At 61.2% G+C, this 26,140-nt stretch carries 26 protein-coding genes; 10 read left to right on the top strand and 16 right to left on the bottom strand.

Annotated features, from left to right (window positions below):
- The first annotated feature begins 120 nt into the window (after positions 1-120).
- Positions 121-1,266 (top strand): alpha-hydroxy acid oxidase, encoded by a 1,146-nt coding sequence (locus tag G6K99_RS09315; RefSeq protein ID WP_062582781.1) that lies wholly within the window; start codon positions 121-123, stop codon positions 1,264-1,266.
- A gap of 15 nt (positions 1,267-1,281) precedes the next feature.
- Here the strand turns inward: G6K99_RS09315 and G6K99_RS09310 are convergent, their stop codons facing one another.
- Entirely contained in the window at positions 1,282-1,698 is a 417-nt protein-coding gene (locus G6K99_RS09310; RefSeq protein ID WP_062455479.1) for a response regulator, read from the bottom strand.
- Positions 1,699-1,898: 200 nt separating this feature from the next.
- Here G6K99_RS09310 and G6K99_RS09305 point away from each other — a divergent pair, with 200 nt between their 5' ends.
- Entirely contained in the window at positions 1,899-2,660 is a 762-nt protein-coding gene (locus G6K99_RS09305) for an SDR family NAD(P)-dependent oxidoreductase (RefSeq protein ID WP_174196369.1), read from the top strand.
- A 31-nt stretch (positions 2,661-2,691) separates the two neighbouring features.
- Here G6K99_RS09305 and G6K99_RS09300 read toward each other — a convergent pair whose 3' ends face one another.
- From G6K99_RS09300 to G6K99_RS09255, 10 genes are all read right to left on the bottom strand, one after another.
- Positions 2,692-3,477: a hypothetical protein gene (locus tag G6K99_RS09300; protein WP_174196368.1), complete on the bottom strand. Its 786-nt coding sequence runs from the start codon at positions 3,475-3,477 to the stop codon at positions 2,692-2,694.
- 120 nt (positions 3,478-3,597) lie between these two features.
- Complete coding sequence (locus G6K99_RS09295) at positions 3,598-4,344, bottom strand: metallophosphoesterase (protein WP_174196367.1); 747 nt, start codon at positions 4,342-4,344, stop codon at positions 3,598-3,600.
- Positions 4,344-4,700: a hydroxyisourate hydrolase gene (gene uraH / locus G6K99_RS09290; protein WP_174196366.1), complete on the bottom strand. Its 357-nt coding sequence runs from the start codon at positions 4,698-4,700 to the stop codon at positions 4,344-4,346. The genes G6K99_RS09295 and uraH overlap by 1 nt, the downstream gene beginning before the upstream one ends.
- Positions 4,697-5,203, bottom strand: a complete 507-nt coding sequence (locus tag G6K99_RS09285; RefSeq protein ID WP_371816153.1) for an ureidoglycolate lyase — start codon at positions 5,201-5,203, stop codon at positions 4,697-4,699. The genes uraH and G6K99_RS09285 overlap by 4 nt, the downstream gene beginning before the upstream one ends.
- 1 nt (position 5,204) lies before the next feature.
- Complete coding sequence (locus tag G6K99_RS09280) at positions 5,205-5,567, bottom strand: DUF86 domain-containing protein (protein WP_174196364.1); 363 nt, start codon at positions 5,565-5,567, stop codon at positions 5,205-5,207.
- Positions 5,564-5,854 (bottom strand): nucleotidyltransferase family protein, encoded by a 291-nt coding sequence (locus G6K99_RS09275; protein WP_062455459.1) that lies wholly within the window; start codon positions 5,852-5,854, stop codon positions 5,564-5,566. The genes G6K99_RS09280 and G6K99_RS09275 overlap by 4 nt, the downstream gene beginning before the upstream one ends.
- A 62-nt stretch (positions 5,855-5,916) precedes the next feature.
- Positions 5,917-6,414, bottom strand: coding sequence for a 2-oxo-4-hydroxy-4-carboxy-5-ureidoimidazoline decarboxylase (uraD, locus tag G6K99_RS09270; RefSeq protein ID WP_174196363.1), 498 nt, complete (start codon positions 6,412-6,414; stop codon positions 5,917-5,919).
- Positions 6,411-7,367, bottom strand: a complete 957-nt coding sequence (gene puuE / locus G6K99_RS09265; RefSeq protein ID WP_180215471.1) for an allantoinase PuuE — start codon at positions 7,365-7,367, stop codon at positions 6,411-6,413. The genes uraD and puuE overlap by 4 nt, the downstream gene beginning before the upstream one ends.
- Positions 7,368-7,438: 71 nt before the next feature.
- On the bottom strand, positions 7,439-8,146 hold the full coding sequence (locus G6K99_RS09260) for a DUF1045 domain-containing protein (RefSeq protein WP_062582757.1): 708 nt from the start codon (positions 8,144-8,146) through the stop codon (positions 7,439-7,441).
- Between the two features lie 112 nt (positions 8,147-8,258).
- Complete coding sequence (locus G6K99_RS09255; RefSeq protein WP_174196362.1) at positions 8,259-9,461, bottom strand: FAD-binding oxidoreductase; 1,203 nt, start codon at positions 9,459-9,461, stop codon at positions 8,259-8,261.
- On the opposite strand from G6K99_RS09255, the gene mnmD reads away from it, so the two are divergent.
- Positions 9,460-10,200, top strand: a complete 741-nt coding sequence (mnmD, locus tag G6K99_RS09250) for a tRNA (5-methylaminomethyl-2-thiouridine)(34)-methyltransferase MnmD (RefSeq protein WP_174196361.1) — start codon at positions 9,460-9,462, stop codon at positions 10,198-10,200. The two genes, G6K99_RS09255 and mnmD, sit on opposite strands and share 2 nt — an antisense overlap.
- A 12-nt stretch (positions 10,201-10,212) precedes the next feature.
- Here the strand turns inward: mnmD and G6K99_RS09245 are convergent, their stop codons facing one another.
- The gene (locus tag G6K99_RS09245) at positions 10,213-13,923 is read right to left on the bottom strand and encodes a response regulator (protein WP_174196360.1); all 3,711 of its coding nucleotides are present in this window, start codon (positions 13,921-13,923) and stop codon (positions 10,213-10,215) included.
- A gap of 238 nt (positions 13,924-14,161) precedes the next feature.
- Here G6K99_RS09245 and G6K99_RS09240 point away from each other — a divergent pair, with 238 nt between their 5' ends.
- The 3 genes from G6K99_RS09240 to G6K99_RS09230 all read left to right on the top strand — a co-directional run bounded on the left by G6K99_RS09240 (position 14,162) and on the right by G6K99_RS09230 (position 17,350).
- A complete protein-coding gene (locus G6K99_RS09240) occupies positions 14,162-14,491 on the top strand; it encodes a hypothetical protein (RefSeq protein WP_113110811.1) in 330 nt (109 codons plus the stop codon).
- 276 nt (positions 14,492-14,767) lie between these two features.
- The gene (locus tag G6K99_RS09235) at positions 14,768-15,121 is read left to right on the top strand and encodes a hypothetical protein (RefSeq protein WP_062455439.1); all 354 of its coding nucleotides are present in this window, start codon (positions 14,768-14,770) and stop codon (positions 15,119-15,121) included.
- A gap of 477 nt (positions 15,122-15,598) precedes the next feature.
- Positions 15,599-17,350, top strand: a complete 1,752-nt coding sequence (locus tag G6K99_RS09230) for a DEAD/DEAH box helicase (RefSeq protein WP_244631417.1) — start codon at positions 15,599-15,601, stop codon at positions 17,348-17,350.
- Between the two features lie 133 nt (positions 17,351-17,483).
- On the opposite strand, the gene G6K99_RS09225 is transcribed toward G6K99_RS09230, so the two are convergent.
- Positions 17,484-18,119, bottom strand: coding sequence for a LysE family translocator (locus G6K99_RS09225; RefSeq protein ID WP_113110876.1), 636 nt, complete (start codon positions 18,117-18,119; stop codon positions 17,484-17,486).
- Between the two features lie 121 nt (positions 18,120-18,240).
- Between G6K99_RS09225 and G6K99_RS09220 the strand changes: the two genes are divergently transcribed.
- On the top strand, positions 18,241-18,957 hold the full coding sequence (locus tag G6K99_RS09220) for a YafY family protein (protein WP_174196359.1): 717 nt from the start codon (positions 18,241-18,243) through the stop codon (positions 18,955-18,957).
- 174 nt (positions 18,958-19,131) lie between these two features.
- Here the strand turns inward: G6K99_RS09220 and G6K99_RS09215 are convergent, their stop codons facing one another.
- Positions 19,132-19,434, bottom strand: a complete 303-nt coding sequence (locus G6K99_RS09215; RefSeq protein WP_174196358.1) for a putative quinol monooxygenase — start codon at positions 19,432-19,434, stop codon at positions 19,132-19,134.
- Positions 19,435-19,504: 70 nt separating this feature from the next.
- On the bottom strand, positions 19,505-20,521 hold the full coding sequence (locus G6K99_RS09210) for an NADP-dependent oxidoreductase (RefSeq protein WP_174196357.1): 1,017 nt from the start codon (positions 20,519-20,521) through the stop codon (positions 19,505-19,507).
- A gap of 103 nt (positions 20,522-20,624) precedes the next feature.
- Here G6K99_RS09210 and G6K99_RS09205 point away from each other — a divergent pair, with 103 nt between their 5' ends.
- Positions 20,625-21,515 carry a LysR substrate-binding domain-containing protein gene (locus G6K99_RS09205; protein WP_371816152.1) on the top strand — a complete coding sequence of 297 codons (891 nt, stop codon included), beginning with the start codon at positions 20,625-20,627 and terminating at the stop codon, positions 21,513-21,515.
- A gap of 201 nt (positions 21,516-21,716) precedes the next feature.
- Positions 21,717-22,535 (top strand): calcium-binding protein, encoded by an 819-nt coding sequence (locus G6K99_RS09200; protein WP_174196355.1) that lies wholly within the window; start codon positions 21,717-21,719, stop codon positions 22,533-22,535.
- 942 nt (positions 22,536-23,477) lie between these two features.
- Here the strand turns inward: G6K99_RS09200 and G6K99_RS09195 are convergent.
- On the bottom strand, positions 23,478-24,359 hold the full coding sequence (locus tag G6K99_RS09195) for a DMT family transporter (RefSeq protein WP_174196354.1): 882 nt from the start codon (positions 24,357-24,359) through the stop codon (positions 23,478-23,480).
- Positions 24,360-24,729: 370 nt separating this feature from the next.
- On the opposite strand from G6K99_RS09195, the gene G6K99_RS09190 reads away from it, so the two are divergent.
- Positions 24,730-26,139 carry a circularly permuted type 2 ATP-grasp protein gene (locus G6K99_RS09190; protein WP_062582734.1) on the top strand — a complete coding sequence of 470 codons (1,410 nt, stop codon included), beginning with the start codon at positions 24,730-24,732 and terminating at the stop codon, positions 26,137-26,139.
- The last annotated feature ends 1 nt before the right edge of the window (position 26,140 follow it).

Genomic DNA, 26,140 nt, shown 5'->3' with positions numbered 1-26,140 from the left:
GTTGCGGCGCGGCACCTGCGGTGCGGTTGAGAAAACTGCTCCCCCAAACCGACGTTTCCGCTGGCAAGGTCGCCCGGATATGGTAGTTGTCGGACAACCATCGAGGAGGAAGTTTTGCGCATGTCCAAGCCGCTGACCATTGCCGATCTGAAGACCATGGCTCGCCGTCGTGTGCCCAAAATGTTCTTCGATTATGCCGATAGCGGCGCCTGGACCGAAGGCACATACCGTGCCAACGAGGATGACTTTTCCAAGATCAAGCTGCGCCAGCGGGTGCTGGTCGACATGACCAACCGATCGCTGGCAACGACGATGGTGGGACAGGCGGCGGCGATGCCCGTGGCGCTCGCGCCGACCGGAATGACCGGCATGCAGCATGCCGATGGCGAGATGCTGGCAGCCCAGGCGGCCGAAGAATTTGGCGTTCCCTTCACGCTGTCCACCATGAGCATCTGCTCGATCGAGGATGTGCGCTCGGTCACCACCAAGCCGTTCTGGTTCCAGCTCTACGTGCTGAAAGACCGCGGCTTTATCGAACGGCTGATCGGCCGCGCCAAGCAGGCCGGCTGCTCGGCGCTGGTCGTCACCGCCGATCTGCAGATCCTCGGCCAGCGTCATAAGGACATCAGAAACGGCCTGTCGGCGCCGCCCAAATGGACGCTGAACAGCGCGCTGCAGCTGGCGACCAGGCCGCAATGGTGCCTGGAAATGCTGCGCACCAAGCGTCGCGGCTTCGGCAATATCGTGGGCCATGCCAGCAACGTTTCGGACCTGTCGTCGCTTGGTGCCTGGACCGCCGAACAGTTCGACCCGCGCCTCTCCTGGGACGATATCCGCTGGATCAAGGACCTGTGGGGCGGCAAGCTGATCATCAAGGGCATTCTCGACGAGGAAGACGCACGCGCCGCAGCCGATACCGGCGCCGATGCGATCATCGTCTCCAACCACGGCGGCCGCCAGCTGGATGGCGCCCCCTCCTCGATCAGCATGCTGCCGAAGATCGTCGAAGCCGTCGGTGACCGTATCGAGGTGCATTTCGACGGCGGGATCCGCTCCGGTCAGGATGTGCTCAAAGCCGTGGCGCTGGGGGCCAAGGGCACCTATATCGGCCGCCCCTTCCTCTATGGCCTCGGCGCGATGGGAAAGCCGGGCGTGACTGCAGCGCTCGACATCATCCGCAAGGAAATGGACATCTCGATGGCCTTGTGCGGAAAGCGCGATATCGAAACCTGCGGCCGCGACATCATTGCCGACGTGAGGTTCTGATTTCTTCTTCTGAGCCTAGGCCCACAGTCTGCCGCAGGGCCAGGCCTGGGACGACCGGGTCGATGCCTGGGCAATCCGTGCCGCGAGCATGTCGAGCATTTTCGGCAGGTCATAGGGTTTGGGAATGAACGCGCAGCCGGGTTGAAGCTCGGCTTCGCACAGGACATGACCGCCTGACGTGACGATGACGGCGGTATCCCGGTAGCAGCTGCAGATCAGCTTCATCAGGTCGAAACCGTCGAGGGCGCCGGGCATGTCGATATCGGTAATGACCGCGTCAACGGTTCGGGACTGCCCAAGGACGGCCACCGCCTCGAGCACGTTCGATGCCTCGAGAACCGTATAGCCGGCATCCTCCAAAGTGTCTGCCAGATGCAGCCGGATTAGGGGCTCATCTTCTACGACAAGCACGGTACGCTGATACAAAGCCATGTTCGCCTCCGATGTAGTTCGCTCCCTCAACGCCTGCCATCTGATTTCGATGTGTCCCGTCCGTCAGTCTTTGCTAACAATATTAATAAAATGCGAACAATCGCATATTCGCCGCGTCTGCCGGTGGAACCGCGCCCCGTTCCTGCCCGTTCGAAGCCTTGGAGGATGGCCCTAACAGCATCGCTTACAAGGAGAATTTCATGCAGCGCTTCAGCGAAAAAGTCGTCATCGTCACGGGCGCGGGATCGGGCATCGGCAAGGCGACCGCAGAACGGTTTCTGGATGAGGGCGCCTTCGTCGTGATCGCCGGCCGCACCCCCGAAAAGCTCGAGGCGGTTGCAGCGCCCTACCCCGAGGACCGCGTTCTCGTGCAGGCCTGCGACATGGCGGACGAGGACCAGGTGAACGATCTGGTCGAGGCCGCGGTCAAGACGTTCGGTCGCGTGCACACTCTCGTCAACAATGCAGGTGTAGCGGTGCAGGGCGATGTGTCATCGCTGTCGACCAGCGACTGGCGCAAGGTGATGGCGACCGATCTCGACGGCGTGTTCTTCGCAAGCCGCGCGGCAATCCCGCATTTGAAGACGACCAGAGGCTCGATCGTCAACGTCGCGTCTGTTTCCGGCACCGGTGGCGACTGGGGCATGGCGGCCTACAATGCCGCCAAGGGTGGTGTCGTCAATCTCACCCGGGCGATGGCGCTGGATCACGGCAAGGATGGCATCCGCGTCAACGCGGTCTGCCCGAGCCTGACCCGCAGCGGCATGACGGACAGCATCATGGACAACCAGGAACGGCTGGCCCAGTTCAACGCGCGCTTTGCGCTGGAAGGCCCCTGCGAGCCGGCCGATATCGCCGCCGTGATCGCGTTTCTGGCGAGCGACGATGCGCGCTTCGTGACGGGCGTCAACCTGCCGGTCGATGGTGGAATCTCTGCCTCCAACGGCCAGCCTTCGAAGTAAGGCGGAGGCCACGGCGAAAGGCGGCTGAGGCTCAGGAGCACCAGCCGGATTTGCCGGCGCCCGGGCGTTTCGCCAATCCCTCGTTGACGAGGATATCGGCGAGCGAGCGGCCGTTGCGGGTGACTTCGCGCAACTGGTGACCATCGACCGCCGCATCGTTGCCGCGCCAGCTCATCAGGTCGAACGGGCCGGAATCGAGAAATGCGCGGACCCGGAGCTTGGCATCGCTCGCCTTGATCCGCTCGGCCTCGCAGCGGGGCTTGGCGATATTGGGAACTTCGACGCCGACCAGCCGGATCTTCTGGCCATGGAAGACGAACCGGTCGGCGGACACGACGCAGTCGTCCTGCTTGGCGGTGCCGCAGAGAAAGAACTTTGCCTCATAGGCACCGGCAAGCTTTTCACCCACTCTCGGCTCCCCCGGCTGAGCCGCCGACTGTGCGGCAACCGCGTCCAGGCCCGGCTTGCCGATCGGCGCCGGCGGAATGATCGCCGCCGTCTGGCTCTGGTCTATCGCAGCCGCCGGCCGCGGCGTGACCGGGCGCTGCAGAGGTGCTGCGGCGACGACCGGTTTGGGCGGTACCGGATTGTCATCGCGCTGCACCGGCTTCGAGGCTGTCTGAACGGGCTTTGAAGAGGTGAGACTGCTCACGAAGCGGCGCGCGGCAGTCGAATGATCATAAAGCGCGATCGAGCCGCCGACCACGACAAGGGCTACCCCCCAGAGCCAGAGCGACCCGCCCGAACGCGAGGAAGAGCGTTTGGTCGCGGCGCTGCGCTTGCGTTTCGCAGCCGGTTTTGCGCGTGATTGAGCCATCGAATCATCCCCTGTCTCGTCGCAGGGGAGTATCTGGAAGAAGCCTTGCGGAATGGTTTCCGTCGGAATTTTAGCGGTGGATAGAGAATTGAAGGGGCATGGGCGCGGCCCGACCGACCCTCACACCCTGCCGGTCGCGAGTGCACTTGCCCAGTCGGGACGGTCGTTTTTCGCGGCGAGCCGGGACATTGCCATGTGGTCGTAGGCCACGGTGCGCAGTGTCGGCACGAAGCCTTTGTCGGTCTTTTCGATCACCGCGTAGGACGCCAGAGCATGGCCTGTTTCGACCTTGTGATAGACGGGGGCATCGTCGTCATAGGCGGGCTGGCCGACGCTGCCGGGATTGACGATCAGCCGGCCATCCGAAAGCTGCACGATCCGGGCGACATGACTGTGGCCGCAAAGGATCAGCGATTGCGCGATGCCTTCGGCCAGCGCTTCGATCTCGGCTTGCGGCCGCAGCGTCACGTGGCCGTCCGAGGACACCGTTTCGAGCCAGTAGAGATTGTCGTTCTCCGGCGTCGCATGGCACAGGTAAACGTCGTCGCGCCAGACCTTGGTGAATGGCAGTTTGCGCAGCCATTCGAAATGCCGCCGTGCCAGCTGCCCGTGCGCGTGCCGATCCGAGGCCGCCAAGGCGTCGGGTGGCGTTTCCAGGAGGTAGCGATCGTGGTTGCCGCGCACGGTCTGCGCTGCGGCCTCATCGAGAAGAAGCAGCAGGTCACCGGTCCGGTCCGCCTCCAGTGGGCCGCTGAAACAATCGCCGAGATTGACGATGTCGCGGATGCCGAGGTCTGCGATGTCGTCGAGCACCGCCTGCAGTGCGGCGCAGTTTCCGTGAATATCGGCGATCGCTGCAAAGCGCATCAGCTTCCCCTGTAGGTGGAATAGCCATAGGGCGAGATCAGCAGCGGCACATGATAGTGCGCCGAGACATCGGACATGCCAAAGCGGATCGGGATGACGTCGAGAAAGGCCGGCTCGGTCAGCGCGACGCCGCGAGCACGCAGATAGTCGCCGGCATGGAAGACGAGCTCGTAGGTTCCTACAATGAAGGTGTCGCCGGACAGGATCGGTCCGCCATCAATGCGGCCATCGGCATTGGTCGTGACCGTCATGAGTTTTTCGCGAACGTCGCCGTCGATGCGGTAGAGGTCGATGACGAGCCCCGAGGCAGGCGCACCGCTCGCGGTATCGAGCACATGGGTGGTGAGGCCGGTCATAGGCTGGGCTCCGTGATGCGATAGGGTTTGTCGAAGAAGAATTCCTCGAGGTTTGCCGCCGTGTTGTCCCGGTCGACGACGAGAAAATCGCTGACCTCGCTTAGGGCCATCAGCGGATGATGCCAGGTATTGGCGAAATAGTTCACGCCCTGATGCGGCTGCGCCAGAAAGACTTTCGGACGCCCCGGCCGGCCGTCCTCGTCGTCGGAAACGCCCACCAGAAACGGCCGCCCGGAGAGTGGCATGAAACTCTGGCTGCCGAACGGATGCCGCTCCATCATCCCGACCTCGTGCGGAAAACTCCGCGGCTGGCCGCGAAAAATGTTGAAGATCAGCCGCTCGGCCGGCCCGACCACAACTGGTGAGGCAAGCCCGTGGTAGCGCTCTGTCGTGCCGTTGTTGATCAGCCGCATCGTCGCCGGATCGGCCTCGATCACATCGCCATAGGCTGCGAAGGCGGCTTTAGTGAGCGGGAGGATGCAGAGGGTTTCATGGTCGGTCAAATCATTCGCCTTGGGCATGGAAGTTGCGCAGAGATTGGAGTTGCTCGAGAAGGTCGGGAAGATCGATCGTCACCGTGCGCCACACCGTATCGACGTCGATATCGAAATATTGATGCGCGACCCGATTGCGCATTGCCCTGATATCCTGCCACGGCACCTCCGGGTGAGCGGCGGCGAATTCGGGAAACCTGTCCATGATTTTCGTCACGCATTCGCCGATCGCAGCGATGTTGGCGATTACCGCATCCTGCGTCCGCTGGTCCGCTCCGAATGATACGCGGTCCGCACCGTCGACATAAGCAATAGCGCGTGATCCCGCGACAGATATGCGCTCTAGGTAGACCTCCAGCCGACCGCCCGTCATATGGCAAGCGCTTCAGAAACGATGCGCTCGCGCAAATTGGGAGGAAAGTCGCCGGGCACCTTGATATCGACGGGAACGCCGAGTGCTTGTTCGAGCTCCCATTGCAGCCCGCCAAGAGTAAAAAGCGATGTATCCGGCGACGGGTCGACCAGAATATCCAGATCGCTTCCAGCATGATCCTCGCCCCGCAGGACGGAACCGTAGACGCGCGCGTTAAAGACCTGCCGACGGGCGACAATCTCCCGGATCACTCCCCTGTTCTTCTCCAGCGCTTCCGACGGTCTCATGTGGCCACCACTCGTTATCCATCCAATATAGGCCACAAGCGACGGCGAAGAAAGCGACCCCCTCACGTCTCCGGCAAAAGGGCCAGCAACCGCAGATGCGCGATCCTTTCCACCTGGGCGCAGGCGGTCGCAAATTCCTGATCAGCGTCGTTGCCGACGCGGGTCTCGAAGGCGGCCAGAATGTCGTCCCTTGTCAGGCCTTTCACGGCGATGATGAAGGGGAAGCCGAATTTTGCGACATAGGCGGCGTTGAGTTCGGTGAAACGTGCGTGCTCATCTGGGCTCAGACGATCGAGCCCGGCGCCGGCCTGTTCGCTTTTGCTCTCTTCGGTCAGTCCGCCGGCGATGGCGAGTTTTCCGGCGAGATCCGGATGGGCGTTGAGGATGCGGAGCTTCTCCTGCCGGTCCGCGGCGCGAAAGACCGCCACCATCGCTTCATGCACGCCCTTCGCCGTCAACGGCACGAAGATCATGCCGCCGTCATAGGCGCGCTCGGCGATAAAGGGCGAATGTTCGAACACGCCGCCGAAGGTCGCGACGAAATCGTTGCGGGCGGTCATCGTGCAGCCACCGTGCTTGGGGCCGACACATCTGAGGGCTTGTGATGGGCATGCCAGTGGCGGGCGATCTCGATGCGTTGCGGCAGCCAGACCTTGTCGTGGGAGAGCACGTATTCCATGAACCGGCGCAGCGCCGCCACGCGGCCTGGGCGCCCGACGAGGCGGCAATGCAGGCCGACCGACAGCATCTTTGCCGCCCCCTCCTCGCCTTCCCGGTAAAGTGTGTCAAACGCATCCTTTAGATAGGTGAAGAACTGATCGCCGGTGTTGAAACCCTGCGGCGTGGCAAAGCGCATGTCGTTGGTTTCCAGCGTATAGGGGATGATCAGGAACGGCTTGCCATCCAACCCGGGAACCCAATAGGGCAGATCGTCGGCGTAGCTGTCGGACGAATAGAGGAAACCGCCCTCTTCCATGACGAGCTTCAGCGTGTTGTCGGATGGCTTGCCCTGATACATGCCGTAAGGACGCTCGCCGGTAAGCTCCGTATGCAGGCGCACCGCCTCAAGAATGTGTTCGCGTTCCCGCGCTTCGTCGAAATCCTTGTATTCCAGCCAGCGGTAACCGTGGCTGGCGATCTCCCAACCGGCTTCCTTCATGGCAGCGACAGCTTCGGGATTACGGGCCATGGCAAGCGTCACGCCATAGACGGTGGTCTGCACATTGAGTTCGGTAAACAGCCGGTGCAGCCGCCAGAAACCGGCGCGAGAACCGTATTCGTAGATCGATTCCATGTTGAGATTGCGCTGGCCCGGCCAGGCGGCGGCGCCGACGATTTCCGACAGCAAGTTTTCAGACGCCGGATCATCATCCAGGATCGAGCTTTCGCCGCCCTCTTCGTAGTTGATCACGAACTGCACGGCGATATTGGCGCCGTTGGGCCATTTCGGATCGGGCGTGTGGCGGCCATAGCCGACGAGATCGCGGGGGTAGTCTTTTATGGTTATGGGCATGGTCCACCTCGATTATCTCTTGTGGAAGGTAGCCCAGCCTTTCCGCCGATGTCGAGACGGAACGTGATCGCTCAGGCGATCTTGCGGGCGGAAACGCGCCCCATCGGATGCAGAGAATGCACATGGAACGGTGCACCGGGCTCATTCTCGACGAACAGCGCGATGTTGGCGATTTCCAAGGGACGCAGCAGATACGGATTGAAATGGGCGCGCAAGGCCGTTTCGAAACGCGGCATCTCGGCCGGTGTCATCGGGCCCGTCAGCGTCATGTGAAAGCGGTATTCTTCCATCACGTAAGGGTTGCCCCAGCGATGAAGATTGGAAAACTGCGGTGCCGAGAGATCGCCGGGATCGGCGCGTTCCAGTTCGCCTTCCGAGAGCGGCGCCCGAAACGCATCGAATTCCTGCACGACGGCGCAGGCGAGAAACCGCATCCGCTCGCAGGGAAGTGCCGGCACAAGCCCGAAATAATTGCCGAGGCGGGCCACTTCGAGAGGCGGCAGTTCGAACGGATCATGGGCACCGGCAAAGCGCATCAGATGGCGCAGCAGCATCTGTTCGGTGATTTCAGGTGCCAGCCGGAACGGCGCCTTCAGCGTGGCGTGAAAACCGCAGCGGCGCGGCAGCGCGGTATGATAGGCGATCTCATGCAAACCAAGGTTGCAGATCTCGGGCGGCTCCATCGCCTCGCCGGAATAGGCACTGCGGCCGAGCCATTGCGCCGCGGCAAGCGTCAGCGGATCATGCGCAGGTGGCGTAAAATAGAGTGCGTAGCGCATGCGTCACCTTTTCTGCCCCTGTTCGTTTATTCACGCATGCTCATCAATCCCACGAATTGGGTTACGCGATTTGCGTGACAGATTAACGACGAGAAAGGGCCGAAACGCGCGTTTAACGCGTAGCAACCGAAAGATGACCCCAAAGTATAAAACTCTCGGGAAGCGAGTGCTCTTGACCGATGACGAAACCGAGCGCGGCATCCGCAAGCCTGTGGGCAAGCCCGAAGCTGACCTTGAAGCCGCCGGTGAGAGCGATGACGCTTGGATGGTCGGGATGCGGCCCCACCATCGGCTCACGGCCGATCGCCTTAGGCCTCAAGCCGGCCCAGCGCTCCACCACTTCCGCACCGGAAAGTGCCGGCACGAGCGCGCGGGCGCGGACCAGGAGATCGTCGAGCTTGGCATCGGTGGCAAACGGCGCGTCGAACTCCTCCTCGCTGGTGCTGCCGACCGCCACGTGGCCATCGTCATGGGCGATGACATAGAGGCCGTTGAGGAAGAGGATCGGCAGCGACGGATCGATATCGGCCTTCAACAGCGCCGCCTGCCCCTTCACCGGCTGTCCCAGCGGAACCGAGATGGATGGAGACAGGGGACCAAGCAGCGGAAACGACTGCGGGCCGGCCGCAATCATGCAATGGCCAAAACCGATCGAGCGTCCATCGGCAAATTCGACGCGGTTTGCCACCGGGTCGATCCGCTCCGCCGGCAGTCCTTCGATCAGGCTCACATGCCGGGCGTTGCCAAGGAAGGCGGCGAGCGCAGCCATCAGATGACGGGGGGAAACTCGGGCGGCAAACGTGTCGTGCACGATGCCGGCTTCGGTAAAGGCCGGGTCCGGCCATCCGTCGAAAGGCGACGCATCGAGCACATGCCAGTGGAACGGATCGCCGTCGTGCCGCCAGTTGACCTCTGCCTCCTGCTGATGGCGTAGGGCGATGGGTCTCAAGTGCGGCTTCGGCAGCGGGATCAGCCGACCGGAGCGGCGATAACCGCAGGACAGCCCGGCCTCGGCTTCGAGCCTCGCCACTTCGTCTTCGAGGGCGACGAGTGCGTCGAATTGCGCCTGTTTCTTGTCGTTCCAGCGGTCGGGCACATGCGACATCAGCGCGCCCAGAATGCCGCCGCTGGCACCCTGCCCCAACCGTCCGGCTTCGACCAAAAGGGTTCGGATGCCGAGCCGTTCCGCCTTGACCGCGGCCCAGAGGCCCATGATGCCGCCGCCGATGATCAGGAGATCGACATGATCGCCGGGGAGATGCGGCATCGCTGGCGATTGACCCCGGGGACCTCGAGGATTATCCGCATCTTCCATGAGCAATCACGATCCCGAAATTGTAAAACACGACGCCACGCCTGAAGCCCCGGCGCTCGACTGGCATGACGGCGATATGCCGTATTCGACGGAATTTGGCGACCACTTTTATTGCCGCACCGATGGCCGCCTGGAATGCGGCCATGTGTTTCTGGCCGGAAACGGCCTGCCGGAGCGCTGGAACGAGATGTCGCCAGCTGGAGACACGTTCCGGATCGGCGAACTCGGTTTCGGCACCGGCCTCAATGCCTGCGAGACCTGGCGCCAGTGGGCGCTTTTCCGCAAACCCGGCACACGGCTGCATTTCACATCGTTTGAACTCTATCCGATGCAGCGCGACGAGATCGAGCGGGCACTGGCGCGGTGGCCGGAAATCGATCCGCAGCGGCAGGCACTGACGCAAGCATGGCCGGATCAACCAGGCGGACGGATCACCATCGACCTCGACGACCAGACGACGCTGATGGTTGTCTGCGGTCCAGCGCTCGACGGCGTCACGGCTGAAGAGGCAGACTTCGACGCCTGGTTCCTCGATGGCTTCGCGCCGTCGCGCAATCCCGACATGTGGTCGCCGGAGCTGATGCAGGCGCTGTTCAAGAAGACCCGCACCGGCGGCACGTTCGGAACGTATGCGGCGGCAGGCTTCGTCCGCCGCAATCTGACGGCCGCGGGTTTCACCGTGGAACGCAAGCCTGGTTTTGCGGGCAAGCGCGAGATGTTGAGCGGACGCCGGGACTGAGGCTCCAAGGCCTCAGTTGCCGTCCAGCGCCGAAACAACGACGGCGCCGTCCAGCCAGTGGCGGATCTTGTTCTCCAGCGCTTCGGGACTGATCGGCTTCGACAGATAATCGTCCATGCCGACCTGGAAGCAGAGTTCGCGGTCGCTTTCGAGCGCATGGGCGGTGACGCCGATGATCGGGACATGCGTGCCGGTCGAGTTTTCGAGTTCGCGGATCTTGCGGGTCGCCTGATGCCCGTTCATCACCGGCATCGACACGTCCATGATGATCACCGCCGGATCATACTTCTGCCAGGCCTCGACGGCTTCCGCCCCGTTCTTGACGATCTGGAACAGCCATCCGGTCATCTGCAGGATCTGGGTAAAGACGATCTGGTTGACCTCGTTGTCCTCAGCCACGAGAACATCGAGCGTTGGTTTGACGATGGGAGCGACGGTGTTTTGTTGCGCCACCGGTTCTGCAGGCTTTGAGCCCGCTGTGTCGACGGAGGGAGCAGACGACGCAATGAGCGGCACCGCTTGCCCGGAGGCGCGGCGCCGGGTGCGGATGACGCGGACGACGTCGATGATCGTGCTGCGCAACAGGGCTGCGCGGGCGGGCTTCATCAGATGCGCCTGGACGTTGAGTTCGGCAAACATCGACTCGTCATTGGCCATGTCCATCGAGGTCAGAAAGACGATGCCGGTGAGATCGAAGCGCTTGTCGCGCCGGATCGCCTTGGCGCAGTCGAACCCGTTCATCTCCGGCATGTGATAATCCAGCACGACCGTATCGATGACGATGCCGAGCCTAGCGGCTTCCTGCAGGAAGGCGATGCCTTCAGCCCCGTCTTCAGCGGCCACGGTCTCGAAGCCCCACATGCTCAACTGTTCGGTGAGGATGCGGCGATTGACGGCATTGTCGTCGATCACGAGGACGCGGGCGCCGCTGGTGTTGACCGGCAGCGTCACTTCCATCTTGCGTTCGGCAACCACGGCAAACGGCAGGTTGACGGTAAAGACCGAACCACGGCCAAGCTCGCTCTCGACCTCGACGGAGCCGCCGAACAGCTCGACCAGACCGGAGGTGATCGCAAGGCCGAGCCCCGTGCCTTCATGACGGCGGGTGGACGACGTATCCACCTGGCTGAACTTTTCAAACACCGACCGAAGCTTTTCTTCGGGAATGCCAAGGCCGGTATCCTCGATGCGGATCGACAGCATCAGCTGGTCACCATCGATCGGCCGCGACTTCAAGTCGATGAAGACATGGCCCTTTTCGGTAAATTTGACGGCATTGCCGACCAGATTGGTGACGATCTGGCGGAAGCGGCCGGCATCGCCGAGGACCGTTTCGCGCACCGAAACCTCGCCGCGGACAATCAGTTCGATATCCTTGTCGGCAGCGGCCGACGACAGAAGCGTCGCCACGTCCTCGATTGCCTCGACAGGATCGAACGGCGCCTTGCGCAGCTTCATCTGGCCGGCATCGATCTTGGAAAAATCGAGAATGTCGTTGATGATCGTCAAAAGCGCATTGCCGGATTTGACGATGATGTCGACGAAGGTCTTCTGGCGGGTATCGAGGCTGGACTTGGCGAGCAGTTCGGCCATGCCGAGCACGCCGTTCATCGGCGTGCGGATCTCGTGGCTCATGTTGGCGAGGAATTCCGACTTCGCCCGGTCGGCCGCTTCCGCCCGGTTGAGCAGGCGCGTCAGGTCCGCCTCGCGTTCCTTGCTCTCGGTGACGTCCGTGAAGACCGCAAGCCAGTGGTCGTCCCCGGTCGGACGGGCCTCGAGCTGGATCCAGCGGCGGTCCTCGACGCGGAACGAGGTAAATACCGGCTCTCCAGAGGCAACGCTTGCTTCCCATTCGCGCAACGCCGCGGTCGAGGTGCGCGCATCGCCAAGATCGCCGCGTTTTGCGCAGTAGCCAAAGACGTTGCGCCAGCTTTTGCCGATCGACAGCATGTCGGCCGGCATCTCCAGCATGGCGGCAAGCGCATCGTTTGAAAAGATAATCGCGCCGTCATGCAGGATGAGCAGCCCTTGAGACATTGCGCTGGTTGCGTCGCGCATCAGCGCGCCGTGTTTCTGCAGCGCTTCCTGCGCTTGCCGGATGTCCGCATCGCGTTGGCGCATCGCGGTGATATCGGTATGGCTGATGAGGATCTTGCCATCGGTCAGCTGCGTGCCCGAAATCAGCAGGTAATGGCCGCCATGCGTGCGGATCTCGATCGGCGGATGATCGTTGCTGGCTGTCAGTGCGGCGATGCGGGCATTGTAGATCGCATCGAAACCCAAGTCCGAGCCGGCATAGATACCGTTGTCGTAATTGACCTTCATGAAATCCCGGTAGGAACGGCCGGCCAGATCGAAGCGCTTGTCCGTATCCCAGGATGTATAGAAGGCGGGATTGGCGTATTCGAACACCAGATCCGCATCGAGAATACCGATGCCGACCGGCTGGGCCGACAGGATCGTCTGCAGATCCTGGCTGACCTTTTCCGCTTTTTGCTGCGCTTCCTTGATCAGCGACACGTCCGTGCGCGAGCAGACCAGATAGCGGCTGCCGTCGTCGACCTCGATCGAGCGCAGGCGTGTAAGAACCGGAATGACCGAACCGTCCGGGAAGGTCATATCCTCCGACTTGTCGATCGCCTCGCCGTCCAACACGCGGGCGTTTTCGTTCCAGAACCGCTCCGCCGCCCAGGGAAACATCTGGGCTTCCGTCTTGCCGAGATAGTTTTCCCGTTCGCTGCCCAGCATTTGCTCGTAGGCGTGGTTGGCATAGGTCAGCTCGTGCTTTTCGTTGCGAACGAACACGGGGGCCGGCAGGTCTTCCAGGATGGCGCGGAAAAGCCCGGTTTCCGCCACCTGGCTGCGCAGCAACATCTCCTGGTCCTTGAAGTCGGTGACGTCGTGGCGGATGGCGATCAGCAGGCCGTTTTCCAGCCGTTTGTTGAGACTGCGCATCCAGCGCCCATCCGGCAGCTTGTCGATCCGCTCGTGATAGGGAACGAGGAAGGCACGGAGACGCTGTTCCACCCACTTCTCGCGCGGCGCAAGCGTTACGGACGCATTGCCGCTTGCCGCACGTTCCCGCTGATCATAGGCGCGGTGGATGATGTCCTCCAGCGCTATGCCCGGCTTGATGACAATGCCACAGGCATCGAAATGGTCGACAAGCTGCGAATTGCAGTAAACGAGCACATTGTCGCGGTCGTAGATGCCGATGCCCATTTCGAGCATGTCGATCGCGTCGTCGAGAAGACCGTTCTCAAACAGCGAAAACGGCTTCGCTGTCGTTTCGAGCGGCGCGGGGACGCCATTACCCGTTGGGCGCGATGCAGCGCCGACCGGCAGGAAATGGCCGAAGACGTAGGATTGATCGTCTTCCGTCAGAAACCGTTCGATATGGATCTCGTGGGAAAAGATCCCGTCGGCGTTGAACGCCAGCGCCTTTTCTTCGGCACCGAACACCAGGGCGCGGCATTCCTTTTCCTTGCGCTCGTCCTTTTCGCCATCGCTGCCGAGGCTGCGGCTTGTCTGGCCGACGAGCTCCTCCGGGCGAGCGCCGACCATGGCCGCATAGGCGGGGTTGACGGCGACATATGCGAGCCGGCAGTTCTTGATATAGGCGGGTTCGGGGAGATCCACGATGCGGGCGCAGGCCCGCTCCAGAAACTTGCTTTCCAGGCGTTCGCTCTTCGTGTGCACCCTGCCCCGCTCACTCCCGCGCATGCGGGATCCCACCATTTTTCGGAAACCGACCCGATAACACCATAGCGAGTATTAACAACACGTTGCCCGGAACACAGGGTTGTTTAATATTTGCGTTTTCGCAAGTTCGAATGGAGTGCGGCCGGGGGCGTCTCACGCATCGAGGATCAACGCAATGACACTAAATCGGCAGCATCAGGCAACCTTGAACGCCGACGCCGGTTAACCCTGACGTGAAGCGAACAAAGGAAATTCTTCGATGATGAAACTTGTGACGATTGCCACGCTGACGCTTGGCCTTGCAACATCGGCATTCGCTCAAGGTGCATCCGGTGGATCCGCAGGTTCCGGCGCGTCTGGCGCAGGCGCTGCATCCGGAACGAGCAGCGGCACAACCGGCCAGACGCCGTCCAACACGCCGTCCAATAGCGCCAACGATGGGACGACCACGGGCAGCACGGACTCCAAGAGCATGACGACCGGAAACGGCACGAGCAAAGGCGGCTGCGACACGACCGGTGTCGGTGGCGCACCTTCGGCAACCAGCGGTTCGACCGACGGTTCCGGCACCACGACGAACAACTGCTGATCAGCTCCAGCGCCGGGTTCAGACCCGGCGCTTTTTCTTGCCCGACAAAACCGCCAGACAGCTCGAGCCACAATTCCTCCCGAAAATTGCCGGGTTTTCGCCGCAATCCAATCTCCGGGCAGACCCTGGGTTGCCGACACCTTTCGAAAAGCAATTTTTCCACGGTGGAGTCTGAATAGGCGTTCAGACTACGGCGATAAAACTTCCATCAATCCGCCCTGATTGAGAGCGACGCTTTGGTCGTACCTCGAAACACCACGGGGAAAGGAACCAGGCATGTCGATCATGAAGAAGACCATTACTGCTGGCATTGCGGCTCTCTCAGTCGCCGGCGCACTTGCTGCGACGGCACCGGCAGCGCAGGCCCGCGATCACTACCGTCACCACGGCGACGATGTGCTGCTGGGTGCGGCAGCAGGGATTGCCGGCGGCCTGATCGGCGGCGCGATCGTGTCCGGATCACAGCGTCCGGTCTATGTGGAGCCGCAATACGAATATGCTCCGCCGCCACCGCCGCCGGTCGTCTATCGTCGCGCCTATTATGCCGCACCGCCACCACCACCGCGGTGCCACCACGAATGGGTGGAAAACGAGTATGGCGAAGCCTACCGCGCACGGGTCTGCTACTAGAGCGTCCAGGCGTCCATCAAGAGTTGCGGTACGGCGGTGCGATGCACCGCCGTTTTTCGTTTTGCGCCGCCACTCTGCGCGACCATTACCTTGTGGATCGCCGTCCGTGTGGCTGCCGCTCGGAGGGCTGACGACGCGAGAAAATCCCCTGTGACGTGAGTGCCTACCGGGTCGCCGCTAGCGGACAGCCTGCGTCGTTTTGCAGAAGAACCTTGACTTTCGACGGCAAATCAACCAAATGCATGCCAGCTTTCACCTTCCGGCAGCCGCGTGAGCTGCCCCGCGTCCATACTGACAGCGCGAAGAAGGAACAAGGCGCACAGATAGATCGCCCTCGGGATGAGGGTTCAAGCGCTGGAAAGTAATTTCCAACACACAAGTTCCCAAATCACGCGGGGTTCTTGACGCCACAAGCAGCCCGGATGGCATGGTGCCATTTCGGAGCGTCCGCTTTTGGCGCCCCGAAAGGTATTCGACTTGACGAATTTTGAATCTCTTGGCGTGTCCAAGCAGATCGTCGCCACGCTCACCGAGCTTGGTTTTGAAACCCCGACGCCGATCCAGGCCCAGGCAATTCCGCTTCTCCTCGAAGGCCGCGACCTGATCGGCCTTGCGCAGACCGGCACCGGCAAGACCGCAGCTTTCGGCCTCCCGCTGATCGAGCGCCTGATGGCCGACGCGACCCGCCCCGACAACCGCACCACCCGCGCGCTGATCCTTGCGCCGACCCGCGAACTGGTCAACCAGATCGCCGCCAACCTGAAGACCTTCATCAAGGGCCGCCCGCTCAAGATCAATCTCGTCGTCGGCGGTGTCTCGATCAACAAGCAGCAGCTGCAGCTGGAAAAGGGCACCGACATCCTGGTCGCCACCCCTGGCCGCCTGCTCGACCTGATCTCGCGCCGCGCTATCGGCCTGACGACGGTTCGCTTCCTCGTGCTCGACGAAGCCGACCAGATGCTCGACCTCGGCTTTGTGCATGACCTGCGCAAGATCTCCAAAATGGTGCCGAAGAAGCGCCAGACCATGCTGTTTTCGGCCACCATGCCGAAGGCGATCGCAGATCTCGCCGCCGACTTCCTGACCGACCCGGTCAAGGTGGAAGTGACGCCTGCAGGCAAGGCTGCCGACAAGGTGGACCAGTTCGTCCACTTCGTTGCCGGCAAGGGTGACAAGACCGACCTTCTTCGCAAGTCGCTGATGGACAACCCGGATGGCCGCTCGATCGTCTTCATGCGCACCAAGCACACCGCTGAAAAGCTGATGAAGCACTTTGAAAACATCGGTTTCTCGGTCGCCTCGATCCACGGCAACAAAAGCCAGGGCCAGCGCGAACGGGCACTCAAGGGTTTCCGTGATGGGGAGATCAAGACGCTGATTGCGACCGACGTCGCGGCCCGCGGCATCGATATCCCGGCCGTCAGCCACGTCTACAACTACGATCTGCCTGATGTCGCGGAAGCTTATATTCACCGCATCGGCCGCACGGCCCGTGCCGGCCGCGAAGGCATCGCGATCGCCTTCTGCGCACCGGACGAAACGATGCTGCTGCGCGACATCGAAAAGCTGATGAACATCGAGATCAAGACGCTGACCGGCGAGCGCCCTGAGACGATGAACCGTCCGGTTCGCGCCAACGGCAACAACAACCGTGGCGGCGCCAATGCCCGCGGCGGCAACAAGGGCGGCCGTGGCGGCCAGCCACGCGGCAATGGCGGCGGCGGCGAAGGCCGCGGTGCCGCCGGCGAAGCCCGTGGCCCGCGCCGCGAACGTCCGGCGCGCAAGCCGTTCTTCGCTGGTGACGGTGCAGAAGCGCCAAGAAGCCAGGCTCCCCGTTCACAGGCTGCACGGCCGGCAGCGGCAAGCGTAGCGCCCGACAACGATCTGTCCTCGACTTCGGATTTCCGTCCGGTCAAGAAGCAGTTCGGCAACCCGGGCGCAAAGACTGGCGGTCGTCCTGACAACCGTGGCTCAGCCAAGCCAGCCGGTTCCGGCAACCGCGACCATGCAAGCCACGGCGCGCATGAAGCCGGCAGCCAGCGCAAGGCCCATCAGGGCAATGCGGCCGCCGCATCCGGCGAAGCCAAGCCAAACCGGCACACGCCGGCCGCAGCCCCCAAGGGCGACGGTCGCGGCCCGGTTCGCTTCGGCAACGACAACCGCGGCCAGGCCCCCATCGACCAGCGCACCGCCGGCCATCAGGGCCGCAAGCGCACCACGCGCGCTTAACGCGAGACGCGGTTGAGAGAGTTCAGACGGCCGGGAGAGATCCTGGCCGTTTTGTTTGTGGGGTATTGGGCGTGGTTGGTGAGGCCGCCTTCAGCTCGACACTTCGGATTTTTGCGACAACTGGATCGCTCGATCACAGTTCATTCCATCCGCGCAGAAACATGTATGCGGCAATCGCAACCAGCACCACACCAGCCACCCTTCCTGTCCAGATCGTCAAAGTGGGTTTGGAGACGATGGCATCGCGTCCTCTCGCGGCGGCCAGAGCCAGTCCACCGTAAACGGTAAGCTGAACGAGCACGGTCATCAAACCCATCGCAAGTGCCTGGGGCCAGAGCGGCCCGAAAGCAGGCTTCAGGAACTGTGGATAGACGGCGAGAATGAACAGCCATGCCTTCGGATTGAGGAGGCAAGTGACGACGGCCTGAATGAAGACACGCCCGGAAGATCGAGCCGCACCGCTGTCAACGGACCCGATCACGATCGAGCTGCGGGCAAGACTGACCCCGATCCAGATCATATAGGCCGACCCGATGATGAGCATGGGGCCGGAAACAGCCGGGATCAACCTGGTAAGCCCGGCAACGGCGAAAGCGCCGAACAAGGTGTGGCAGGCTCCACCGGCCATCATCCCGAAAGTCGCTGCGAGACCGGCGCGTCTTCCACCCGCAAGAGTGTTCGCAAGGACAAACACCATGTCCATGCCCGGAACGGCGATAATGCCCGTCAGTAGAAGGAAGAAAAGCCAGAGATTTTCGACGTAGGTCATGTCAGTTGCCCCCCGTTCCATTCGACTGACGGTCTCGATACCGCCTGTTTTGCAGCTTGTTGGGCGTGCTATACAGGGGCTCAACTGACAGGGGTGTGTCAGTTGTGATGAGGTAATCAGCATGCGCAAAGCTTCCAGGCTCTTCGAGATCATCCAGATTCTGAGACTGGCAAAGACGCCTGTAACGGCGGCGAAGATGGCAGCCCGACTGGAAGTCAACATGCGCTCGATCTATCGGGACATTGCCGGCCTTCAGGCTATGCGCGTGCCGATCGAAGGCGAGCGCGGGATCGGCTATATTCTCCGACCCGGCTTTGATCTTCCGCCACTGATGTTTACGGCTGAGGAGACCGAGGCTGTCGTTCTCGGCATGGCGCTGATCGAGCGTACAGGCGACACTGACCTCAAAAAGGCATCCGAACGGGTCGTCGCCAAGATCGCAGCTGCCGTGCCCGCGCCGTTGCGCGAAGCACTGACATCGCGTGCCCTTCACGCCTGGGGCGCAAGCACTCCAGCTCCGGAAGGCATCGATTTCGGGATTGTCCGTCGTGCGATCCGCGACGAGGAAAAGCTGTTGCTCGACTACCGTGACCAGCAGAACAATCCAACGCGTCGCATCGTCTGGCCGCTGGCGTTGATCTACTATCTGGACAATGCCGTCATCGTCGGATGGTGCGAGCTGAGACAGGCAATTCGGAATTTCCGGATTGACCGCGTGGAAAGCTGCAGTTTGACGGGAAACCACTTCCCCAAAGAGGGAGATAGGCTGCGCAGCGTCTGGATTTCCGGCTGGCAGATCGATCAGAGAGACCCAGCATATCCGGCACCCCAATTGTGAACCAACGCCGCGTGTCGGGAAACTCGCGATGAAAGCGACATTTGTGTTTCTGCTTTTTGCGACGTGGCAGACTAGGGAGTTCTACGATCGTCCGCAGTGTCGCGTGTAGGGGCAGAACTGCCGAGGTCGGCTGTTGGCCCAATGCGGACACAGACCTCCAACCCAGTAGCAGCATCAGCAATCCATGATGTCGCGTTCGTTCAATGCGTCGTATTTCTTGAGTTCGCCTCGCATCTTACCGATCCAGCGGCTGACGAACGCGATCGTGTCGGCTGCCTGCAAATGAGCGCTAAGCGCGGCCTGATCGACCCAACGTTCCGATATCAGCAAGCGACCTGATTGTGGATCGTCCACAGCAGCGTCATACGTGATGCTTCCCGGACGCTTTCGTGTTGTAGATGCCAGCGAATTCAGTTCCATCATGCATTGCGCCAGATAGGCTGGATCGACGTGCATGTAGCCGGTGATAATCAGCATGGGATAGCTCCTCTATCAGCGCCCCGACCAACTGTTCGCGGCGGCCTGGGCTTGACTGGTCAAGTGGTGATCAGATGGCGACCAGCACGATCTTGCCCTGGATGCTCCCTTCGGAAGCACGACGATGCGCTGCCGATGCCTCGGCCAGCGGATAGGTGCTGTCGATCACCACCCGTATGGAGCCGTCCTCAAGCAGGCGGCCGGCCTCTGCCAGTTGCGCGCCGTTCGAGCGCACCTGCGTCGTCGAGACGGTGATCTTTCGCCGCGCGGCTTCGTCATAACCTGAAAAGCCCAGCGGGTTGACGAGAAACAGGGCGCCATTCGGCTTAATGCTGGGGAGAAAGCGTTCCATAGTCGCGCCGCCGACGGCATCGAGCACCAGATCAACATCCTTCGCCACTCGTTCGGCAGCCGTCTTCGTGTGGTCGATGAAAATATCGGCACCAAGATCATTGAGAAGCGCCTCGTGCTTGCCGGAAGCAACGGCAACCACCCTCGCGCCTTGCCATTTCGCGATCTGGACTGCGAGATGGCCGACGCCGCCGCCGGCGCCGTTTACCAGCACGGTCTTGCCGTCGAGCGGAGCCGGTGCATGCGGGAAGGTCTGGAAGGGGTTCGGCGCATCGTGTCCCAGATAGACCAAAAATTGCCAGGCGGTCAGAAGCGACATCGGCGCGCCGGCAGCCTGGACGTGGTCGATCCCGACGGGCTTCAGCGCCAGGTCCGATGCGGGAACACGAACATATTCGGCATAGGCGCTGCTTCCCGTCATGAGGTCATGCGGGAACCGGACCATCGCATGGACCTCGTCGCCGACCTTGAACTGCGACACGTCTTCGCCGACGGCCGCAACCGTGCCGGAAACGTCGGTACCAAGGATCAGCGGAAAGCTTGGATTGGGCTGCCATTCCGGCGGGAGAGCTCGGTAACCGTCGCGCAGATAGAGATCCGGCGGGTTGAGGCTCGTGGCATGGACGCGAACAAGCACGTCGACAGCCGAGATTTCCGGTCGGGGCGCATCCTCGTAGAGGAGGACATCTGGTCCACCGAACTCGTGCAATCGCACGGCTTTCATCATGTCAGTCATCATGGCCTCGCTTGGATAGTCGTTTCGATGACTGAAGATACGATCAACTCCTTCGATTGATAATCATCAGATAATTCGCTTTAGTAGTGCCATGAAGGAACAAATGGGAATTGATAGGCTGACGGGGCTGATTGCATTCGCTCGCGCCGGCTCGCTCGGAAGTTACACTGCCGCCGCCCGCTCCTTGTCCATCTCACCCTCGGCGGTCAGCAAAAGCATTCAGCGGCTGGAAAAACAGCTCGGCGTTTCGCTTTTTGCGCGCACGACACGTTCCCTGACCCTGACGGCCGAAGGGCGCGATCTGCATGAGCGTGCGCTCAGGCTGCTGCACGACGCCGAAGAGATCGAGCAGGCGGCAAAAGCAGCGCGCACCGAGCCCGCCGGCACATTGCGGATCGCGGCATCTCTGCCGATCGGCCTGCACGTCATAGCGCCGGTGCTTCCTCAGTTTCGCAGGCTCCATCCGAAGGTTAACATAGACCTGCGTTTGAGCGATCACATGGTTGATCTTATCGAAGGCGGCTTCGATGTCGCGGTCCGCATTGGCGATCTGGCAGACTCGCGCCTGCTTTCACGCCGCCTCCTGCCGCATCGGCTATGCTGCTATGCCTCGCCCGAATATCTGGCCGGGCGCGGCCCGCCGACGCACCCGGACCAATTGGCAGAGCATGAGACTGTCAGCCTGCGCTACCAGAGTAGCGGCCAGCTATTCCGCTGGCCTTTCCGCGTTGGGGACAGGGAGATCGAGATCGTGCCGTCCTCGGGCATTATCGTGGACGCGAGCGAAGCCGTGCTTGCGACGATCGCAGCGGGTAGCGGCATCGGAATGGCAACCAGTTTCATGGCAAGCGCTTGGGTGAGGCGTGGAGCCCTTGTGCCGGTTCTGGCCGATTATGCGGTAGACCGGCACAATATCACGGCGCTGTGGCCCGAGAGCCGACGGTCGAACCCCGCCGTCCGCGCCTTCCTCAACACCCTGGCAGCGTTGTCGTAAAATTGGCAGTGAATGACCGCAGTTGGGCCGGAAGCGGACACGTCCATTTAGTCATCAATCCATAATGGGTGGTGGGGCAGTCTGGGGCTAACCTTATTGTTGCGTTCAATGCCGGATGCCGCTATTTCGCAATGGGTTATTTGAGACCTTTTATGATGGCCGTCGATGATGTTGGCGACCTCCGGCGGAGAGACATAAAGCATGGCTATCGGTGATATTACGGGTCTCCCGACTGAGATCAGAGAAAACACGAAAGCGGGAACGGTCGTGGCGACCCTGGGGGTCGAGGGCTACGATACGGCGGACCTGCAGTTCGATTTCAGCATGTATGCCATGGTCTGGTACGGCTCGGTCGGCAACGTAGATACATTCAGTGACCTCTTTGCTCTGGAAGGCAATCAGATCGTTGCCGTGAGAGACGTGCGCTACCAGGCTTACGACCTCAACTCTTTCCACTATGAGCTGGAAGTTTCCGCACACGACAAGGCGGGCAATCCTGTTGGCGCTCTCACGGGTTCTGCTCTGAACGTTGTGGATTATCTGGATGATATCAGGGGAACCGCACGTGCCGACACGCTGAAGGGCGACACAGGCATGAACAAGCTCATCAGTGGCGCCGGTGATGACAAGCTCTACGCTGGTCGCGGAGACGACGTGCTTTACGGTGGCGCCGGCAAGGACGTTTTGTCGGGTGGCTGGGGAGAGGACACGTTCCTTTTCAAGTCGATCAAGGAAAGCACCGTCAAGGCGGCGGACGTTATCACCGACTGGGAACGTAATTCCGCTACGCGCGACCTGATCAACCTCACTGCCATCGATGCCGATACCAAGATCAGCGGAAACCAGGATTTTGACTGGATCGGAGCCAAGAAATTTACCGGCAACGCTGGCGAGCTTCGCTACGAGAAAGAAAAATCGCATACCTACGTCTATGCCGACGTCAACGGTGACAAGAAGGCCGATTTCATGATCGACCTGCATGGCTCTCACAAAATGTATGCGGACGACTTTCTGCTCTGATGCGGATTGACGCTGTTACGGCGCGGTCGTAGCGGCTGTGGAGAGCGCGGGATCGATAGTCTCCGAGCATTGCTGATCCTCATCTTGGAAAAGATGAGGAACAATCGTGGCCATGAAATATCACGATCACGGCGCACTCGCCCCGGTTCGCTTTTCTTGGTTGCCCCGCACGTGATGGTGCGGAAGCGGCGACCGGTTTCCGCCCGGAGCGGTCATAGCTCCGCTATGTAATTTTACCTTTTTCCTTCACTCAATTGATGCAGCAAAGTCGCTATCTTCGGCTGCGGGAGATTGACGAACATGAAGGATAAATTGCAGACGTGGTGCGTCATAATAGGCGTAGGGCTGTCGGGACCGATTTTCTTGGGCCTCGCAATAACGTGCCTCTTAGGTGGTGAAATACCAGGTAGAAGAGGGCCTCTCGTAAGAGCCGTGGACAACCCCGTCATCTTCTACGCTGCCGCTATCGCATTCGTTATCATCGCCGCCAAGTTCACGCAGCTCACTTGCTATTCAGCACACTTTTTCTACAGCCAAGCAAAGCGGCGTGGAAGCTTATGAATGACTGCAAATGGCGCGACGCTGCCGAAGCGCATTCGTCCGCTAGCGGCTCAAAGCCACGTAGTCTCACTGCCCATACTTTCCAGAAATCGGACCGCTTGTACGAGGGCCAGCTTCGTACGCTCACCGTGCGGACATCCCACTACTTCTTCTTCTCTTGATCCCTATGCCACTTGATGGCGAAGAACATGCCAGTGCCGAGCACGATGATCTTGAGCGGGAAGAAGACGATCGGGAACCAATCCCACATGTCGGTGATATCCAGGCTTTTGAGTGCATTAACGGGCGTGGCGGAGCAGTACATCAGAACGGCTGCGTACAACATCCGCCATGTTGACGCAGAGGAGGTCGGAGCGAGAGAGGTTCAGCCTCAAATGGCCCTCACCCCGCCCTCGCCTTGCGGTTCACCAGATACACGCCGAGAACCACGATCGCGGTGCCGGTGACCATGGGGAGGGTCAAGGGTTCGCCAAACAGGATCGCCGCTTCGATGGCAACAACGGGGGGCACGAGATAGATCAGCGAGGCTGCGCGTGAAACCTGTCCGCGGCGGATGAGGTAGAGGAGCAGTGCGACGGCACCGAGCGAGATGCCGATGACGGACCAGGCCATGGCGGCGATCGCCTGGGTGGTCCAGTCGAACCGCATCGGCTCGATCAGATAGGCGACCGGCAGCGTCACGATGAACGCTCCGACATATTGCAGCGTGCCGATGGCAACGAGGTTGCCCTGCTGCAGGTAGCGCTTCTGGTAGATCGTGCCGTAGGTGACCGACCCCATCGCCATGAGATTGAGGAGAAGCGGCAGGCCAAGCCCGGTCATGCCGGCCGACAGGCTTGCAAAAAGCTGCGGCGAGATGGCGATGAAGATACCGGCAAAGCCGAGCGCGAGGCCGAGCTTCTGCCGGCGGCTGAGCGTTTCGCTAAGCAGGAACGGCGCGACCGCCGCCGTCATCAGCGGCTGCAGCCCGGCAATGATGCCCGACAACCCCGAGGGCACGCCCTGCCCGATCGCATACCAGACGCCGGCGAGATAAAGCCCGTGCAGAAAAATGCCTGAAAGCACCGCATGGCCGATCTCGCGTCCGGTCTTTGGCCACGTGACCCGCAGAGCAAGCCCGAGACAAAGGAAGACGACGGCCGCCAGTGCATGCCGGGCGGCCAGAAAAGTGACGGGGTCCGCATGGGCGGACGCATATTTGGCGACGATCCACCCGGTCGACCACAGGAAAACAAAAACGGCCGGAGCCAGGCGGTCGAGCATTAGAAGGTTCCGGAGAGTGGCTTTGACAAGGCCGGTGGGCGGGAAATGATCCGGCGTCTAATTAGGCTGTGGCGGCGACGCGGTCAAAGTAGAAATACTCACCGTTCCCATCAGCGCATCTGACGGTGTGCGACTAAGATCCGGTCTCCGGTGTGATCAGCGATGAGGCAGTTGCTGCTTTGACGAGCGGTCTTTCTACGACCGAAGATGAGCCGTCGCTAATTCCATCGGCAGTTGCCCTTTTTGATCGTCGTTCAGGCCCTATCTCACCGCATCAGGACGGGTCGTATATTTGTCATACGCAACTGAGCATGGTTCTTGCATTGCCAATGCCGTTGTATTCTTATGACCAAAAATGGGGAACATACTTTTGGCATTTGATGAAATGTTAACCGCGGACGACCAGCCGCGTCTGCCCTATAAGACCTACCACGATTGGTATGCCAGCCAGGATACGGCGCATCTGATCCGCAAGACGCAGGATGCCGAAAACATCTTCCGCAAGACCGGCATCACCTTCGCGGTCTATGGTCACGCCGACAGTTCCGAAAAACTCATCCCCTTCGACATCATTCCCCGCATCATTGCCGCCCGAGAGTGGCGCAAGCTCGCGCAAGGCATCGAGCAGCGCGTCGTGGCGCTTAATGCCTTTCTCGACGACATCTACCACAAGCAGGAAATCATCAAGGCCGGCCGCATTCCGCGCGAGCTGATCGAGAAGAACGTGGCCTTTCTGCCCGAAATGATCGGCTTCAAGCCGCCGGGCGGCGTCTATACGCACATTGTCGGCACCGATATCGTGCGCACCGGCGAGGACCAGTTCTACGTGCTGGAAGACAACGCCCGCACCCCGTCCGGCGTCTCCTACATGCTGGAGAACCGCGAAACGATGATGCAGATGTTCCCCGAGCTGTTCACCCTGAACAAGGTGCAGCGCGTGGAGGATTATCCGCGCCAGCTGCGCCAGTCGCTGGCCTCGCTCGCACCCCCCGGCTGCAAGGGACGGCCGCGTGTCGCGGTGCTGACCCCCGGCATCTACAATTCCGCCTATTACGAGCACTCGTTCCTGGCCGACCAGATGGGCGTCGAACTGGTCGAGGGATCGGACCTTCGTGTCATCGATGGCAAGGTGAAGATGCGCACGACGCGCGGCTATGAGGCGATCGACGTGCTCTACCGCCGCGTCGACGACGATTACCTCGATCCGCTGACATTCCGGCCGGATTCGGCGCTTGGCGTTCCCGGCATCATGGATGTCTACCGCTCCGGCAACATCACCATCGCCAACGCGCCGGGCACCGGGATCTGCGACGACAAGGCGATCTATTCCTACATGCCGGAGATCGTCGAATTCTATACCGGCCGCAAGGCGCTTCTGGAAAACGTGCCGACCTGGCGCTGCTCGGAAGCAGACAGCCTGAAATACGTGCTCGAGCATCTCGAGGAACTCGTGGTCAAGGAAGTGCATGGCTCGGGCGGCTACGGCATGCTGGTTGGCCCGACCGCGACGAAAGCGGAGCGCGCCGAGTTTGCCGCCAAGCTGAAGGCGCGACCGACCAACTACATCGCCCAGCCGACGCTGGCTTTGTCCACCGTGCCGATCTTCGTCAACAAGGGCGTTGCGCCCCGCCACGTCGATCTGCGCCCTTACGTCCTCGTGTCCGACAAGGTGAAGATCATTCCCGGCGGATTGACGCGCGTGGCCCTGAAACAGGGTTCGCTCGTGGTCAATTCCAGCCAGGGCGGCGGCACCAAGGACACATGGGTACTGGAAGATTGAG

Source organism: Neorhizobium sp. AL 9.2.2, from assembly GCF_013317225.1.
Taxonomy (GTDB): Bacteria; Pseudomonadota; Alphaproteobacteria; order Rhizobiales; family Rhizobiaceae; genus Neorhizobium; species Neorhizobium soli.
Note: the sequence above shows the minus strand (reverse complement) of the source record. Positions and strands in the feature narration are given on the sequence as shown.

What these genes read in the sequence shown, in the direction of transcription:
- G6K99_RS09255 (WP_174196362.1), bottom strand. Translation starts at nt 9,461, where the DNA reads ATGGAAGATGCGGATAATCCTCGAGGTCCCCGGGGTCAATCGCCAGCG.
- G6K99_RS09280 (WP_174196364.1), bottom strand. Translation starts at nt 5,567, where the DNA reads ATGACGGGCGGTCGGCTGGAGGTCTACCTAGAGCGCATATCTGTCGCG.
- G6K99_RS09235 (WP_062455439.1), top strand. Translation starts at nt 14,768, where the DNA reads ATGTCGATCATGAAGAAGACCATTACTGCTGGCATTGCGGCTCTCTCA.
- G6K99_RS09200 (WP_174196355.1), top strand. Translation starts at nt 21,717, where the DNA reads ATGGCTATCGGTGATATTACGGGTCTCCCGACTGAGATCAGAGAAAAC.
- G6K99_RS09310 (WP_062455479.1), bottom strand. Translation starts at nt 1,698, where the DNA reads ATGGCTTTGTATCAGCGTACCGTGCTTGTCGTAGAAGATGAGCCCCTA.
- G6K99_RS09295 (WP_174196367.1), bottom strand. Translation starts at nt 4,344, where the DNA reads ATGCGCTTTGCAGCGATCGCCGATATTCACGGAAACTGCGCCGCACTG.
- G6K99_RS09275 (WP_062455459.1), bottom strand. Translation starts at nt 5,854, where the DNA reads ATGAGACCGTCGGAAGCGCTGGAGAAGAACAGGGGAGTGATCCGGGAG.
- G6K99_RS09215 (WP_174196358.1), bottom strand. Translation starts at nt 19,434, where the DNA reads ATGCTGATTATCACCGGCTACATGCACGTCGATCCAGCCTATCTGGCG.
- G6K99_RS09305 (WP_174196369.1), top strand. Translation starts at nt 1,899, where the DNA reads ATGCAGCGCTTCAGCGAAAAAGTCGTCATCGTCACGGGCGCGGGATCG.
- mnmD (WP_174196361.1), top strand. Translation starts at nt 9,460, where the DNA reads ATGAGCAATCACGATCCCGAAATTGTAAAACACGACGCCACGCCTGAA.
- G6K99_RS09205 (WP_371816152.1), top strand. Translation starts at nt 20,625, where the DNA reads ATGGGAATTGATAGGCTGACGGGGCTGATTGCATTCGCTCGCGCCGGC.
- uraD (WP_174196363.1), bottom strand. Translation starts at nt 6,414, where the DNA reads ATGACCGCCCGCAACGATTTCGTCGCGACCTTCGGCGGCGTGTTCGAA.
- uraH (WP_174196366.1), bottom strand. Translation starts at nt 4,700, where the DNA reads ATGACCGGCCTCACCACCCATGTGCTCGATACCGCGAGCGGTGCGCCT.
- G6K99_RS09245 (WP_174196360.1), bottom strand. Translation starts at nt 13,923, where the DNA reads ATGCGCGGGAGTGAGCGGGGCAGGGTGCACACGAAGAGCGAACGCCTG.
- G6K99_RS09240 (WP_113110811.1), top strand. Translation starts at nt 14,162, where the DNA reads ATGATGAAACTTGTGACGATTGCCACGCTGACGCTTGGCCTTGCAACA.
- G6K99_RS09225 (WP_113110876.1), bottom strand. Translation starts at nt 18,119, where the DNA reads ATGACCTACGTCGAAAATCTCTGGCTTTTCTTCCTTCTACTGACGGGC.
- G6K99_RS09220 (WP_174196359.1), top strand. Translation starts at nt 18,241, where the DNA reads ATGCGCAAAGCTTCCAGGCTCTTCGAGATCATCCAGATTCTGAGACTG.
- G6K99_RS09315 (WP_062582781.1), top strand. Translation starts at nt 121, where the DNA reads ATGTCCAAGCCGCTGACCATTGCCGATCTGAAGACCATGGCTCGCCGT.
- G6K99_RS09260 (WP_062582757.1), bottom strand. Translation starts at nt 8,146, where the DNA reads ATGCGCTACGCACTCTATTTTACGCCACCTGCGCATGATCCGCTGACG.
- puuE (WP_180215471.1), bottom strand. Translation starts at nt 7,367, where the DNA reads ATGCCCATAACCATAAAAGACTACCCCCGCGATCTCGTCGGCTATGGC.
- G6K99_RS09300 (WP_174196368.1), bottom strand. Translation starts at nt 3,477, where the DNA reads ATGGCTCAATCACGCGCAAAACCGGCTGCGAAACGCAAGCGCAGCGCC.
- G6K99_RS09210 (WP_174196357.1), bottom strand. Translation starts at nt 20,521, where the DNA reads ATGACTGACATGATGAAAGCCGTGCGATTGCACGAGTTCGGTGGACCA.
- G6K99_RS09195 (WP_174196354.1), bottom strand. Translation starts at nt 24,359, where the DNA reads ATGCTCGACCGCCTGGCTCCGGCCGTTTTTGTTTTCCTGTGGTCGACC.